At 69.7% G+C, this 14,756-nt stretch carries 14 protein-coding genes; 10 read left to right on the forward strand and 4 right to left on the reverse strand.

Features of this window, described 5'->3' with window-relative positions:
* The first annotated feature begins 5 nt into the window (after positions 1-5).
* From A5692_RS20710 to A5692_RS20720, 3 genes are read left to right on the forward strand one after another with little or no spacing between them, the layout of a single operon-like run.
* Positions 6-1,598, forward strand: a complete 1,593-nt coding sequence (locus tag A5692_RS20710; protein WP_068059224.1) for an FAD-binding protein — start codon at positions 6-8, stop codon at positions 1,596-1,598.
* A gap of 17 nt (positions 1,599-1,615) precedes the next feature.
* On the forward strand, positions 1,616-2,428 hold the full coding sequence (locus A5692_RS20715) for a biotin--[acetyl-CoA-carboxylase] ligase (protein ID WP_068059226.1): 813 nt from the start codon (positions 1,616-1,618) through the stop codon (positions 2,426-2,428).
* A 10-nt stretch (positions 2,429-2,438) separates the two neighbouring features.
* Positions 2,439-2,957 (forward strand): PH domain-containing protein, encoded by a 519-nt coding sequence (locus A5692_RS20720; RefSeq protein WP_068059228.1) that lies wholly within the window; start codon positions 2,439-2,441, stop codon positions 2,955-2,957.
* On the opposite strand, the gene A5692_RS20725 is transcribed toward A5692_RS20720, so the two are convergent.
* Positions 2,912-3,571 (reverse strand): GtrA family protein, encoded by a 660-nt coding sequence (locus A5692_RS20725; protein ID WP_068059230.1) that lies wholly within the window; start codon positions 3,569-3,571, stop codon positions 2,912-2,914. The genes A5692_RS20720 and A5692_RS20725 overlap by 46 nt on opposite strands.
* 97 nt (positions 3,572-3,668) lie before the next feature.
* Between A5692_RS20725 and A5692_RS20730 the strand changes: the two genes are divergently transcribed.
* The 6 genes from A5692_RS20730 to A5692_RS20755 all read left to right on the forward strand — a co-directional run bounded on the left by A5692_RS20730 (position 3,669) and on the right by A5692_RS20755 (position 9,964).
* The gene (locus A5692_RS20730) at positions 3,669-4,898 is read left to right on the forward strand and encodes a 5-(carboxyamino)imidazole ribonucleotide synthase (protein WP_082962953.1); all 1,230 of its coding nucleotides are present in this window, start codon (positions 3,669-3,671) and stop codon (positions 4,896-4,898) included.
* Positions 4,891-5,406 carry a 5-(carboxyamino)imidazole ribonucleotide mutase gene (gene purE, locus A5692_RS20735; protein ID WP_068059234.1) on the forward strand — a complete coding sequence of 172 codons (516 nt, stop codon included), beginning with the start codon at positions 4,891-4,893 and terminating at the stop codon, positions 5,404-5,406. Before A5692_RS20730 ends, purE begins: the two co-directional genes overlap by 8 nt.
* 16 nt (positions 5,407-5,422) lie before the next feature.
* Entirely contained in the window at positions 5,423-6,592 is a 1,170-nt protein-coding gene (locus A5692_RS20740; RefSeq protein ID WP_068059236.1) for an acyl-CoA dehydrogenase, read from the forward strand.
* Between the two features lie 137 nt (positions 6,593-6,729).
* A complete protein-coding gene (locus tag A5692_RS20745; RefSeq protein ID WP_068059238.1) occupies positions 6,730-7,923 on the forward strand; it encodes a PP2C family protein-serine/threonine phosphatase in 1,194 nt (397 codons plus the stop codon).
* Positions 7,924-7,994: 71 nt separating this feature from the next.
* Positions 7,995-9,527, forward strand: a complete 1,533-nt coding sequence (locus A5692_RS20750; RefSeq protein WP_082962955.1) for a CHASE3 domain-containing protein — start codon at positions 7,995-7,997, stop codon at positions 9,525-9,527.
* Positions 9,524-9,964: a response regulator gene (locus tag A5692_RS20755; protein WP_068059242.1), complete on the forward strand. Its 441-nt coding sequence runs from the start codon at positions 9,524-9,526 to the stop codon at positions 9,962-9,964. Before A5692_RS20750 ends, A5692_RS20755 begins: the two co-directional genes overlap by 4 nt.
* Positions 9,965-9,968: 4 nt before the next feature.
* On the opposite strand, the gene A5692_RS20760 is transcribed toward A5692_RS20755, so the two are convergent.
* Both A5692_RS20760 and A5692_RS20765 read right to left on the reverse strand, forming a co-directional pair.
* Complete coding sequence (locus tag A5692_RS20760; RefSeq protein ID WP_068059244.1) at positions 9,969-11,162, reverse strand: CoA transferase; 1,194 nt, start codon at positions 11,160-11,162, stop codon at positions 9,969-9,971.
* Positions 11,163-11,176: 14 nt separating this feature from the next.
* On the reverse strand, positions 11,177-12,091 hold the full coding sequence (locus A5692_RS20765; RefSeq protein ID WP_068059248.1) for a class I SAM-dependent methyltransferase: 915 nt from the start codon (positions 12,089-12,091) through the stop codon (positions 11,177-11,179).
* 115 nt (positions 12,092-12,206) lie between these two features.
* Between A5692_RS20765 and A5692_RS20770 the strand changes: the two genes are divergently transcribed.
* Positions 12,207-13,820: an AMP-binding protein gene (locus tag A5692_RS20770; RefSeq protein ID WP_068059246.1), complete on the forward strand. Its 1,614-nt coding sequence runs from the start codon at positions 12,207-12,209 to the stop codon at positions 13,818-13,820.
* A gap of 24 nt (positions 13,821-13,844) precedes the next feature.
* Here the strand turns inward: A5692_RS20770 and A5692_RS20775 are convergent.
* On the reverse strand, positions 13,845-14,756 hold a 912-nt coding region (locus A5692_RS20775; RefSeq protein ID WP_156766193.1), incomplete at its 5' end, for an IS481 family transposase.

The following is a 14,756-nucleotide window of genomic DNA, read 5'->3' on the forward strand; positions in this document are numbered from 1 at the left end:
CGCTGATGGACGCCCGCCCGGTGGGAACTGCGGACTGGGCGGCCGAATGCGATGTGCTGGTTGCGGGATCGGGCGGTGGCGGGGTCACCGGTGCCTACACAGCGGCGCGCGAGGGTCTGGACGTGTTGCTGGTGGAGGCGACGTCGAAATTCGGCGGGACCACCGCCTACTCCGGTGGGGGCGGCGTCTGGTTCCCGTGCAACCCGGTGCTGGTGCGGGCCGGCGTCCCCGGCTCCTTCGACGACACCATCGAGGACGCCCTCACCTACTACCACGCCGTGGTCGGCGACCGCACCCCCCGGGAACTGCAGGAAACCTACGTCCGCGGCGGCGCCCCCCTGATCGAGTACCTGGAGGCCGACCCCCTGCTGAAGTTCGTGCCGTTGCCCTGGCCGGACTACTACGGCAAAGCGCCCAAGGCGCGGCTGGACGGCCAGCGCCACATCGCGGCGAAGCCCTGGAAGGTGGCCGCCGCCCCCGAACTGCGCGAGGTGATCCGCGGGCCGCTGGCCACCGACCGGCTCGGTGCGGAACCGCCCTCCGACTACTACCTCGGGGGTCGCGCGCTGATCGCGCGGTTCCTCACGGCGATCGGGCAGTACCCGACGGCGTCGCTGCAGCGCGACACCGCCCTGGTCGAGTTGGTGATGTCCGAGGGGGCCGTGACGGGCGCGATCGTCGAGAGTCACGGTGAGCGCCGTGCGATCCGGAGCCGGCTGGGGGTGCTGCTGGCCGCCGGCGGCTTCGAGAACAACGAGGAGTTGCGGCGCAAATACGGGGTGCCGGGCGTCGCACGAGACACCATGGGCGGCCCGGGGAGCCGGGGGCTGGCGCTGCAGGCGGGCATCGCCGCGGGCGCCGACACCGACCTGCTGGATCAGGCGTGGTGGTCGCCGGGCATGACCCACCCGGACGGCCGGTCCGCGTTCGCGCTGTGGTTCACCGGCGGCATCTTCGTGAACCAGGACGGCGAGCGGTTCGTCAACGAGTCCCGGGCGTACGACCGGGCCGGCCGCGAGATCATCGCGCAACTGCAGGACGGGTCAATCACGTTGCCGTACTGGATGATCTACGACGACTCCGAGGGCGAGGTGCCACCGGTGAAGGCGGCCAACGTCCCCATCGTCGAGACCGAGAAGTACGTCGCGGCCGGCCTGTGGCACACCGCGAACACCCTGGAGGAACTGGCGGACAAGATCGGGGTGCCGGGTGGGCGACTGGCGGCGACGGTGGCCCGGTTCAACGGTTTCGCCGCCTCCGGCGTCGACGAGGACTTCGGCAGGGGCGACGAGGCTTTCGACCGGGCGTTCTCGGGTGGCGCCTCGCCACTGGTGCCCATCGACCGCCCGCCGTATCACGCCGCAGCTTTCGGCATTTCGGATCTGGGCACCAAGGGCGGCCTGCGCACCGACACCGCCGCCCGGGTGCTCGACACGTCTGGCAATCCCATCCCCGGTCTGTACGCCGCCGGCAACACGATGGCCGCGCCCAGCGGCACCGCCTATCCCGGCGGCGGCAACCCGATCGGAACCAGCATGCTGTTCAGTCACCTGGCCGTCTTGGACATGCTCGACGTCATGAGCCGCCGGCGCCGCTGAGTCCTAGGCTGGGTCCAGTGACAGACCGAGACCAGCTCCCAGCACCGTTGGACCAGACCGCATTACGAGCCGAGCTGATCGGCACCGGGCTCGGCTGGCGCCGGCTCGACGTCGTCGAGCAGACCGGCTCCACGAACGCCGACCTGCTCGCGCAGGCGGCCTCGGGGACCGACGTGGCCGGGGCCGTGCTGATCGCCGAGCACCAGACCGCCGGCCGGGGGCGGCACGGCCGCGGCTGGTCGGCCAGCCCGCGGACCCAGGTCACGATGTCGGTGGGCGTCAGCATCGTCGACGTGCCGACGGCCGGGTGGGGCTGGCTGCCCCTGGCCACCGGGGTGGCGGTGGTTGACACGCTCGCCCCGCTGCTCGACGGGGTTCGGGTGGGGCTCAAGTGGCCCAACGACGTCCTGGCCGGCCCCCCCGATGCGCCGGGCAAGCTGGCCGGCATCCTGGCCGAGGTGGCGAAGCCGGTGGTGGTGATCGGCGTGGGGCTCAACGTCTTCGAGGCCCCCGCCGGCGTCGAGGGGGCCACCTCGCTGCTCGACCTGGGCGTGCGGGCGCCCGACCGCACCCGGCTGGTGTGCGCGCTGCTGTCCGAGCTCGGACGGCGGATCGTCGCCTGGCGGGCCGCGCGCGGCGCGGACTGGGCGCTGGCGGCCGACTACCGGGCGCGCAGCCTGACCATCGGCAACCGCGTGCGCGCGCAGGTGCCCGGCGGCAAGGAAGTCGTCGGGACGGCGAGCGCGGTCGACGACCAGGGCAGGCTGTGCATCGAGACCGGCGGACAGACCGTCGTCGTTTCGGCCGGTGACGTGGTGCATTTGCGGTAACTTTCGCCAGGTGAGCTACCCGGATAACGTCCTGGCCGCCGGCGAGCAGGTGATCGTGCACCGCCACCCGCACTGGAAGCGGCTGATCTGGCCCGTCGTGGCCCTCCTGCTGGCGACTGCGCTGGCGTCGTTCGGGTCCGGCTACCTCAACTCGACGCATTGGGGTCAGCCGGCCAAGAACATCATCTACGCCGTCATCTGGGGCATCTGGCTGGTCATTGTCGGCTGGCTGACCCTGTGGCCGTTCCTGAGCTGGCTGACCACACATTTCGTGGTCACGAATCGGCGAGTGATGTTTCGGCACGGGGTGCTGACCCGCACCGGGATCGATATCCCGCTGGCGCGGATCAACAGCGTGGAATTCCGTGACCGGATTACCGAGCGGATGTTTCGGACCGGGACGCTGATTATCGAATCGGCGTCACAGGATCCGTTGGAGTTCTACGACATTCCGCGGCTGCGCGAGGTGCACGCGCTGCTGTATCACGAGGTTTTCGACACCCTGGGTTCGGAGGAATCGCCCAGCTGAGTCAGCCGGCTGGCGCGGTTGCGCCAGGCCCGCAGCGGCGTGACGTTCCCGCCCTCGATCTCGTCCTCGAGCATCTCGGCGATGCCGCCGGCGGTCAACGCGGACTCCAGTGCCTTGTCGGGGTTGCGCGCGTACTCGTCGGGGAACACCCAGCGCCGGAACGCCCAGAAGCGGAACGCCATCTGCAGCAGGTTGCCGATGATGTAGGCCGAGATGAAGTCGGCGATGTTCTCCACGGTCAGCGACACCATCGGCTCCCGCAGCTGCAGGACGTAGCTGGAGAACCACAGCGGCGCCATGGACAGCAGCACCCCCACGCCGCTGAACGCGAAGAACAGCAGCGCCTCGTGGTGACGTTCGCGGCCGCCGCGATCGCGGAAGCTCCATTCGCGGTTCAACACGTAGGACGCGATGACCGCGACGATGCCGGCGATGACCTTCGCGGTGACCGGCTTGTAGTCCAGAATTGTCAGCTTGAGGGTGTAGAAAATCGCCGAGTCGATCACGAACGTCGTTCCGCCGACGATGGCGAATTTGATCAGTTCGTGGTGGCGCAGCAAATAGGGCTGAATAAACCCGGGCAGACGCTCGATTGCGGCTTCGGCGAAGGGCACAAGTCGTCAGTGTACGGACGCATACAAAATCGACGCAAAATCGTACATAACATTTCGGCGTCACCGCCGGTCAACACGCCGCCGGCGCCGTGACACCATGATGGCCGTGCCGAGTACACCCCCGCCCGGAGCCGTCCCCGCAGTCTCGCCGTTGGTCGCCATGGTCGGCGGCGGTCAACTGGCCCGGATGACCCACCAGGCCGCGATCGCCCTGGGGCAGACGCTGCGGGTGCTGGCCACCGCCGCCGACGAGCCGGCCGCGCAGGTCACCCCCGACGTCGTGATCGGCTCGCACACCGATCTGGAGGACCTGCGCCGGGTCGCGGCCGGGGCCCACGTGCTGACGTTCGACCACGAGCACGTGCCGGCGGAGCTGCTGGAGAAGCTGGTCGCCGAGGGCGTCAACGTCGCGCCGCCGCCGCAGGCGCTGGTCCACGCCCAGGACAAGCTGGTCATGCGCCGGCGGCTGGAGGCCCTCGGGGTCCCGGTGCCCCGCTATGCCGAGATCGCAACCATCGACGAACTCGACGCCTTCGCCCGGCGGATAGCCGGGCCCGTGGTCGTGAAAGCGGTCCGCGGGGGTTACGACGGGCGTGGGGTGCGGATGGCCCGCGACCCCTCGCATGCCCGCGAAATCGCGACCGCCTTCCTGGCTGATGGGGTGCCGGTGATGGCCGAGGAACAGGTGAACCTGCGCCGCGAACTGTCGGCGCTCGTCGCGCGTTCCCCGTTCGGCCAGGGCGCGGCGTGGCCCGTGGTGGAGACCGTGCAACGCGACGGCATCTGCGTCCAGGTGATCGCCCCCGCGCCCGAGCTGCGCGGCGACGTGGCCGCCGCCGCCCAGCAGCTGGCGCTGCGGTTGGCCGCCGAGCTCGGCGTCGTCGGGGTGTTCGCCGTCGAGCTGTTCGAGACGGTCGAGGGGGAGCTGCTGGTCAACGAGCTCGCGATGCGGCCGCACAACTCCGGGCACTGGACCATGGACGGGGCGCGGACCGGCCAGTTCGAGCAGCACGTGCGGGCCGTGCTGGACTACCCGCTGGGCGACACCGACGCCATCGCTCCGGTGACGGTGATGGCGAACGTCCTGGGCGCCGCGCAGCGGCCGGCGATGACGGTCGACGAGCGGTTGCACCACCTGTTCGCGCGGATGCCCGACGCGCGGGTTCACCTCTACGGCAAGGAGGAACGGCCCGGCCGCAAGGTCGGCCACGTCAATTTCCTGGGCTCCGACACGGCGGAGCTGGCCGCGCTGCGGGAGCGCGCCGAGCTCGCGGCACACTGGTTGTCACACGGGCAATGGACGGACGGATGGGATCCGCATGACTAGCAACCCCAGGGTCGGCGTGATCATGGGCAGCGACAGCGACTGGTCGGTGATGAAGGACGCCGCCGAGGCGCTCGCCGAGTTCGACATTCCGGCCGAGGTTCGGGTGGTCTCCGCGCACCGGACCCCACAGGTGATGTTCGACTATGCGCGCGGCGCGGCCGACCGCGGCATCGAGGTGATCATCGCGGGCGCCGGCGGCGCCGCACACCTGCCGGGGATGGTCGCGTCGGCGACGCCGCTGCCGGTGATCGGGGTGCCCGTCCCGCTGGCGCGGCTGGACGGCCTCGACTCGCTCCTGTCGATCGTGCAGATGCCGGCGGGCGTGCCGGTGGCCACGGTCTCGATCGGCGGCGCCCGCAACGCGGGCCTGCTAGCCGTGCGCATTCTCGGCTCGTCCGACCCGGCGCTGCGGGCGCGCATCGTCGAGTTTCAGGGCCGGCTGGCCGAGAGCGTGCGGGCCAAGGATGAAGCGCTACAACAGCGTCAGGGTAAAGTTACCGGCGAGTAGCTAGAGGAGGCTCGAGATGGCTGGTTGGGCCGGAGACCCCACGTTCGATCTGTTCCAGTTGCCTGAGGAGCATCAGGAGTTGCGGGCGGCGATTCGTGCGTTGGCGGAGAAGGAGATCGCCCCGCACGCCGCGGATGTGGATGAGAATTCGCGGTTTCCCGACGAGGCGCTGGCGGCGTTGAACGCGTCGGGTTTCAACGCGGTGCATGTGCCCGAGGAGTACGGCGGGCAGGGTGCGGATTCGGTGGCGGCGTGCATCGTGATCGAGGAGGTCGCCCGGGTTGATGCGTCGGCGTCGTTGATTCCGGCGGTGAACAAGCTGGGCACCATGGGGTTGATCCTGCGCGGCTCGGATGAGTTGAAGAAGCAGGTGCTGCCCTCGATCGCCGACGGTTCGGCGATGGCGTCGTACGCGTTGAGCGAGCGGGAGGCCGGCAGCGACGCGGCGTCGATGCGTACCCGGGCCAAGGCCGACGGGGATGGCTGGATCCTCAACGGCGCCAAGTGCTGGATCACCAACGGCGGCAAGTCGTCGTGGTACACGGTCATGGCGGTCACCGATCCCGACAAGGGCTCAGGCGGCATCTCGTCGTTCATGGTGCACGCCGACGACGAGGGCTTCACCGTTGGCCCCAAAGAGAAAAAGTTGGGCATCAAGGGTTCACCGACGACCGAGCTGTACTTCGAGAACTGCCGCATTCCGGGGGATCGGATCATCGGTGAGCCGGGCACCGGTTTCAAGACCGCGCTGGCGACCCTGGATCACACCCGGCCCACGATCGGCGCCCAAGCGGTGGGCATCGCCCAGGGGGCGCTGGACGCCGCGATCGCCTACACCAAGGACCGCAAGCAGTTCGGCCGCCCGATCAGTGATAACCAGGGCGTGCAGTTCATGCTCGCCGACATGGCGATGAAGCTGGAATCGGCGCGGTTGATGGTGTATCACGCGGCCGCGCGCGCCGAGCGTGGTGAATCCAACCTGGGATTCATCTCCGCGGCGTCCAAGTGCTGGGCCTCTGATGTCGCGATGGAGGTGACCACCGACGCGGTGCAGCTGTTCGGCGGCGCCGGCTACACCGTGGACTTCCCGGTCGAGCGGATGATGCGCGACGCCAAGATCACCCAGATCTACGAAGGCACCAATCAAATTCAGCGCGTGGTGATGTCACGGGCGCTGCTGCGCTGACCGATAGGATCTCCGACGGTTAACCACTCTGCGGTGTCGGGCCGGACGTAGAGTCGTGCGAATGGGTCTTACCGGCGGCAGGGGGCTGAAGTGAGCAGCGTGGCGACCTCTGCACATATGCGAATGACCGGGAATTGATGCCGGTGCGCGCGCCCGTGACCCCCGCGGCGAATTGGCAGTCCTTGTCTTTGCTGTTGGTGGAGGACGACCGCGCCGACGCGGTGCTGGTGGAGGACCTGATCGCCGACGCGGTCGCCGATATCCGGGTGGTGTGGGCGCAGTCGATGGCCCACGCCGAGCGCGAACTGGCGTCGGCACGGCCCGACTGCGTGCTGCTGGACCTGCACCTGCCCGACGCCAACGGCATCGACGCGCTGGACCGCATCGCCAAGCGCGACGCCACCGTGCCGATCGTGGTGCTGACCGGACTGAACGACGAGTACTTCGGGGCCTCCGCGGTCGCCGCCGGCGCGCAGGACTACCTGGTCAAGGGTCGCGTCGAGCCGGAGATGCTGCGGCGCGCGCTGCTCTACGCGATCGAGCGCAAACGCGCCGAGCTGATCGCCGCCGACCTGCACGCCACCCGGCTGCGGGCCCGGGAGAACGCGCTGCTGGAGCGCGGGCTGCTGCCCTCCCCACTGCTGCTGGACAACCCGGGCGTCGACATCGTTGCCCGGTACCGGCCGAGCCGCGAGGACGCGCTGCTGTGCGGGGACTTCTACGACGTGGTCCAGACGCCCGACCGGGTGGTGCACGTCCTGATCGGCGACGTCGCCGGGCACGGGCCGCACGAGGCCGCGCTGGGCGCGGCGCTGCGGATCGCCTTCCGCGCGCTCACCTTCGCCGGCGTGCAGGGGGTGGAGCTGATGCGGCAGCTCGAGCGCGTGCTGCACTCCGAACGAACGGGCACAGGTGTTTTCGCGACCGTGCTGAGCCTGGAGATCCCGCCCGACAGCTCGCGCATCACCGCCATCCGGGCCGGCCATCCCGGGATGCTGTTGCAGCGCGACGGCACCGTCGAATGGCTGGAGCCGCCGGGTGGCCCGGCGCTGGGTCTGCGCGCCGACGACGACTGGCCGCGGCACGTGATCGACCTGCCGCCGGGTCACGGCCTGCTGCTGCTCACCGACGGGCTGTTCGAGGGGTATTCGGGGCCGGGAGCCCAGCGCCTTGGTGAGCACGGCCTGCTCGAGCTGGCCCGGTCGCACGCGAACCGGCCGGGGCCGGAGTTCGTCGACGCGCTCATCGACGGGGCGCAGCAACTCGCCCAGCCGCGGGGCGGGCTCACCGACGACATCGCCGTCCTGCGGGTCGAACGGACCACCGGGTGACCCCCAGGTTGCGCCGCTTGCGGCTGTCGCAGCTGACCGTGCGCGGGTGGCAGGCCCTCGTCCTGGTCAGCATGGGCGTCATGGTGCTGGCCGGCGCGGTGGTCGGCGCCTCGCTGCTGAACCGCACGGACGACATGACGCACCAGCTCGTCGACAGCATCCAGCCGGCGCGCGTGGCGGCCTTCCAGCTGCAGGCCGCGCTGCGCGACCAGGAGACGGGAATCCGCGGCTACCTGCTGGCCGGGGACCGGCAATTCCTCACGCCGTACTACGACGGGCAACACGCCGAACAGGCCGCGGCGGACGAGATCCGGCGGCGCCTGGGCCAACGCCCGGACCTCATCGTCGACCTCGCCGCCATCGAGGACGCCGCGGCGCACTGGCGGGCCAGCTACGCCGAGCCGGTCATCGCCACGGTGCTGCCCAACGGCAAGAACGTCTCGAGCAAGCCGTCGGCCGAGCGTGGAAAGACCGAGTTCGACCATCTGCGAACGCTTTTCGATAGGCAGAACGCGAACCTGTCGGCGGCGCGGGTGGTCGCCGCGGCCGAACTCAAGCACACCGACGCCTGGCGCGACCGGGTGTTCGGCGCCATGGTGTTGCTGTTCTTCGTCACAGCCGGGTTGCTGGGGTTCCTGGTCCGCGACACGGTCGCGCGTCCACTCGCGGCGCTGGCCGCGGCGTGCCGGCGGATCACCCAGGGCAGCTTCGGCGAGAGCATCGCACCGCCGAAGCGGCCCAAGGACATTCGCGACATGGCCATCGATGTGGAGAACATGCGCAAACGCATGGTCGAGGAACTCGAGGTGTCGCGGTCGGCCCAGGCGCTACTGGACGAGCAGGCCGCCGAATTGCGCCGCTCCAACACCGAACTCGAGCAGTTCGCCTACGTCGCGTCGCACGACCTGCAGGAGCCGCTGCGCAAGGTCGCCTCGTTCTGTCAGCTGCTGGAGCGCCGCTACGGCGACAAGCTCGACGAGCGCGGCATCGAATACATCGGCTTCGCGGTCGACGGAGCCAAGCGGATGCAGGCGCTGATCAACGACCTGCTCACGTTCTCGCGCGTGGGCCGGCTGGGCACCACCGAGACCGACGTGGACCTCGACGCGACGCTGGATTCCGGCCTGGCCAACCTGGCCGTCGCGATCGATGAGTCGCAGGCCGAGATCGTGCGCCCCGACGCGCTTCCGCGGATCAAGGGCGACCCGATGCTGCTGACGATGCTGTGGCAGAACCTCGTCGGCAACGCGGTGAAGTTCCGGCACAAGGATCGCCCGCCCCGCGTCGTCATCGAGTGCGCGCCGGGCACCGGCAATCACGACGGTGAATGGGTGATCACGGTGTCGGACAACGGCATCGGCATCCCGGCCGAGTTCGCCGACAAGGTCTTCATCATCTTCCAGCGCCTGCACGGGCGCGAGGTGTACGCCGGGACCGGCGTCGGGCTCGCCCTGGTCAAGAAGATCGTCGAGCACCATGGCGGCACCATTCGGATCGACACCTCCCGCACCGAGGGGACGCGGTTCGAGTTCACCCTGCCCATGGCCGGGCCCGAGCCCGCCGAGCAAGCAGACTCAGACGCTTTGGAAGGAGCGCATCAGTGACGGCAGAAGGTAGAGCGATCGACATCCTGCTCGTCGAGGACGACCCGGGAGACGAGCTCATCACGCGAGAAGCGTTCGAGCACAACAAACTCAATAACCGGCTGCACGTGGCGCACGACGGCGAGGAGGGTCTCGACTACCTCTACCGGCGCGGCAAGTTCTCCGACGCGCCGCGGCCCGACCTCATCCTGCTGGACCTGAACCTGCCGAAATACGACGGCCGCCAGCTGCTGGAGCAGATCAAGTCCGACCCGGACCTGGCCCGCATCCCGGTCGTCGTGCTCACCACCTCCTCGGCGGAGGAGGACATCCTGCGCAGCTACAAGCTGCATGCCAACGCCTATGTGACCAAGCCGGTCGACCTGGACCAGTTCATGAAGGCGGTCCGGCAGATCGACGAGTTTTTCGTCCAAGTGGTGCGGCTGCCCAGCCTGTGACGGCCTACGGCGTGGTCTGCGGCGCGTTGAGGAACGCGTCGTTGTGCTGCCCGGGCGCGGGCGGGGGTTCGGTGGCCACCGCGTCGAAGCTCGAGTAGCGCGCGGGCATGCGGACCACCGTGACCGAGTCCTCGCCGCTGCCCACCCGCAGGGCGAGCTCGTTCTCCGCGAACAGCGGGGTGTCCACCACCTGCTTCCAGGTGTAGGCCAGGCAGGCCATCAGGCCGCCCTCCTGGAGCAGCCCAACCCATTCGGCCGCGGTCCGGGCGGCCAGCGCCGCCTCGAGTTCCTCGGTCAGCTCGGCGTAATTCATTGCGCGCGAACGCTGGTCGATGAACCGCTCGTCGGTCAGCAGGTCGGGCCGGCCGATGATCTCGCACAGCTTGGCCCAATGCTTGGGCACGTACGCACTGATCACCAGGTAGCCGTCGGCCGCCTTGAACGCGTCCGACGGCTGGGTCGCGAAGCCGACACCCTTGCGCTTCTTGGGTTTCGGTGTGGCGTCGGGCTTGGGTGCCTCGGCCGGCTTGTTGAGGTGGATCGTGAGCTGGCCGGCCTGCAGGTTGACGGCGACGTCGTACATGGCGACGCGCACCACGTCGGCCACCCCGTGGCGCTCCCGGTTGAGCAGCGCGGCCAGCACCGCCTGGGCCAGCACGTGCCCGCTGGCGGCGTCGACCAGTTGGAACGGGATGATCTGCGGCTTGCCGGTCGGCGTCGGCATCCCGGTGGTCATGCCCGATTCGGCCGCGACCATCAGGTCCACGCCCGGCCTGTTGCCGTGCGGGCCGTTGCCGCCATAGGCCGACAGCCGCGCGTAGACGAGCCGGGGGTTGCGGGCGCGCACGTCGTCGGGGCCCAGGCCTATGCGCTCCATCACGCCGGGGCGAAACCCCTCCAGCACCACGTCGGCGGTGTCGACCAGCCGCAGGATCTGCTGCTTGGCCTCCTCGTCGGTGAGGTCCACCGCCACCGACTTCTTGCCCCGGTTGTGCGGCAGGAACAGCGTGGGCAGCGGCGGGCGCCCGGGCAGCACCGCGGTGATCTGCCGGGCCGCCTCGCCCTGGGGCGCCTCGACCTTGATGACCTCGGCGCCCAGGTCGGCCAGCACCTGCCCGGCCAGCGGCCCGGCGATGTTCTGGGTGAAGTCGAGTACCCGGAATCCGTCAAGTGGCTTGGCGGGGGCGCTGTCTGCCATGGGTGGCGTTCCTGTCATCCGGCCGTGTTCAAGACCCCAGTGCAGTAGTAGTTCTGGGCGAACGGCGCACCGGGGTCGGTGCGCTGCAAAGGTAACCCGTTGTCGGCCAACAGCTGATTCAGGGGTGTGCGAACGGTGCGCCAGCCGAGCCGCTCCAGGTGGGTGGCGGCGTCGGTGCGCTCGCCCGGGAAGCCCAGGTCGCCCAGCGCGATGTCCAGGCCGTTGTCCCGCCACTTCTGGCTGGCGGCGTTGAGGGCGTCGCCGTTGGTGCCGGAGTTGATGAAGACCTCGGCGACCAGGCGGCTGCCGTCGGCGCTCAGCGCGGTGATGTCGTCGAGCAGCCGGTCCTGGGCCTCGGGCGGCAGGAAACCGAGCAGGCCCTCGGCGGCCCAGGCGGCGGGCCGCCCGGTGTCGAAGCCGGCCCGGCGCAGCGCCGACGGCCAGTCGTGGCGCAGGTCGATCGGGACGGCCCGGATCCCGGCGGTGGGCTCGGCGCCGAGCTCGGCGATGGTGGCGGCCTTGAATTCGATGACCTGCGGCTGGTCGATCTCGAACACCGTGGTGCCCGCCGCCCAGGGCAGCCGGTAGGCCCGCGCGTCCAGGCCCGAGGCCAGCAGGACCACCTGGCGGATGCCGGCGTCGCCGGCCTCGGCGAAGAACGCGTCGATGTACCGCGTGCGCGCGGCCAGCATGTCGGTCATCCGCTGCATGCCCCACGGGGCGCCGGGCTCGTCGACGTCGGCGGAGCTGAGCTCCCCGGCGGCCCATCGCGTCATGAAGTCGACGCCGACGGCGCGCACCAGGGGCTCGGCGAACGGGTCGTCGATCAGCCCGTCGCGGGTGGCCCGGGCCCGTCCGGCCGCCACCATGGTGGCGGTGGCCCCCACGCTGGTGGCCAGGTCCCAGGTGTCATTCTCGGTGCGCGTCATCGGCATTACCCCTTTCCGTCCGGTCGTTAGCCAGCATAACGATAGTGACCAAAGGCCCACCCGGTAGTGGCGTTGCGCCCTTATCCGGGGCCGCCCGGGACGGCAGCATCGACGTGTGCAGACGGTGCGAATTTTCGGTCGGGCGGGTTTGGAAGCGCGGTCGCTGCTGCTCTATGCCCGCTCCGGGAGCCTGCGGTTGATCGCGCCAGGTCAGGTCTTCCCGGTGCTGCGTGCCCTCCGGGGCTACGGCCTGCTCGGGGCGGCGACGGCGATCGCCGCCGGGCGCGACCGCGACGGGGTGGCGCTGATCGACGAGCGCGGCCCCCTGACGTTCGGTGAGCTGGACGCGCGGACCAACGCGTTGGCCAACGAGTGGCGGCGGCGCGGCCTGGGCCCGGGTCATGGCGTGGCGATCCTGGTGGGCAACCACCGCGGCTTCCTGGAAGCGGTGTACGCCGCCGCCAAGTGCGGCGCCGGTGTGCTGCTGCTCAACACCGGCTTCGGCGCCGCGCAGCTCGCCGAGATGCTGTCCCGGGAACGCGCCGACCTGCTGGTGTACGACGAGGAGTACGACGCCGTCGTCGCCGGCGTGCAGCCGAGGCTGGGCCGGATCCGGGCCTGGACCCAGACGCCCGCCCCCGACAGCCTCGACGCGCTGATCGAGCGCGGCGATCCCGGCCCGCCGCCCCCGTCGGGTGGGCGGCCCAAGATCGTCATCTCGACCAGCGGGACGACGGGCACCCCGAAGGGCGCCGCGCGTTCGGAACCCAGCTCGCTGATACCGGTCGGCGGTCTGCTCGGCAAGGCCCCGTTCCGCGGCCGGGAAGTCACCGAATGCTGTGTCCCGCTGTTTCATTCGATGGGCTTCAGCCACGCGATGTACGCGATGGTGCTGGGCTCGACCCTGGTGCTGCGCCGCCACTTCGACGCCCGGCAGGCGCTGGCCGGCGTGGCCGCGCACCGGGCCAGCGCCATGATCGTCGTGCCGATCATGTTGCGGCGCATCCTGGACCTGGGCCCGGCGGCCCTGGCCGAGCACGACCTGTCCTCACTGCGCATCGTGTTCATCGGCGGTTCCCAGCTCGGTGCCGCGCTGGCCACCCGGGCGCTCGAGGCGCTGGGCCCCGTGGTCTACAACATGTACGGGTCCACCGAGGTCGCCTACGCCACCATCGCCACGCCCGCCGATTTGGCGGTCGCGCCGGGATGCGTGGGCGCGGTGGTGCCCGGATCGGTCGTCAAGATCCTTGGCGACGACGGCCAGGAGGTTCCGCCCGGGACGCCGGGGCGGATCTTCGTCGGCAACGTGCTGGCCTTCGAGGGATACACCGGCGGCGGCACCAAGGAGTCGATCCGGGGCCTGATGTCGACCGGCGACGTCGGCCATTTCGATTCCGATGGGAGGCTTTTCATCGACGGCCGCGACGACGAGATGATCGTCTCCGGCGGGGAGAACGTGTACCCCGGCGAGGTCGAAGACGCGCTCGCGCATCATCCCGACATCGTCGACGTTGCGGTCGTGGGCGTGGACGATGAGGAGTTCGGCCAGCGGTTGCGCGCCTACGTCGTGGTCCGGCCCGGCGCAGCGCTGACCGAACACGACGTCCAGGAATACGTCCGAAACCGGTTGGCGCGCTTCAAGATCCCCCGCGACGTGTGCTTCGTCGACGCGCTGCCCCGCAACGCGGGCGGTAAGGTGCTCAAGCGGGTACTGACGGCCGGCGGCTAGTTGTCGTGACCTGACACGTTGTTGTCAGGCAGCGAGTCGGCTGATTGGTGGTCGTCCGCCGAGGGCGGAGTGGCCTCGTCGAGTGTTGTAGCGGCGAAGGAATTGGTCAAGACCGCGTCTACGCAGGGTGTTGTTGGTCCAGGGGCGGGCGTAGGCCCATTCGTTGAGCAGGGTCCGGTTGAACCGTTCTGCTTTGCCGTTGGTCCAGGGACAGCCGGGCTTGCTGAATCGGCGTTTGAGTTGCCAGGCCGAACAAACCCAGCCCCAGTCGGTGCCGTGTCGGTAGACCAACGCGTTGTCGGTCAGTAGCCGACGCACACGTACGCCTTGGGCAGCGAACCAGGCCACTGCCCGGTGGAGAAACCCCGCGCACGTCGGATCCTTTTCGTCGGGGAGTACTTCGCTGTAGGCGAGCCGGGTGTAGTCATCGATGGCGGTGTGGACGTAGTCGTAGCCGATCTTGGTCTTCTTGTGCCGGTTGGCAACTGAGACCGCGGCGTCGCGGCCGTGCAGCCGCCATCCACCGCCTGACGGGATGCGGCCGAGCTTCTTGACGTCGACATGAACCATGGCCCCCGGCGTGGGGTGTTCGTAGCGGTTGGGGCTGCGCCGAGATGAGCGCACCGCCTCGCCGGTGATTGGGTCGATTGCACTCAGATGTGGCACCTGGTGGCGCGCCAGGATCCGCCCGACCGTCGAGGGATTCAGGTCGAGTTCGGCGGCGAGCACAACAGCGCCGCGTTTACGGCGTCGGCGCGCGGCGAGCACCTTCTGCTCGACCCGATGGCTCGTGCGGTTAGGCATCCGGATCGGCCGCGATGAACGGTCGGCCAGCGCGGCATCGCCGCCCTGGGCATACCGGCGCAGCCACTTGTACACCGTTGCCCGCGAAATCCCCAGTTGCTCAGCCACATGCGCAGCTGGCCAACCCGGGGT

The sequence above is a fragment of the Mycobacterium sp. E342 genome, assembly GCF_001667665.1.
GTDB lineage: Bacteria > Actinomycetota > Actinomycetes > Mycobacteriales > Mycobacteriaceae > Mycobacterium.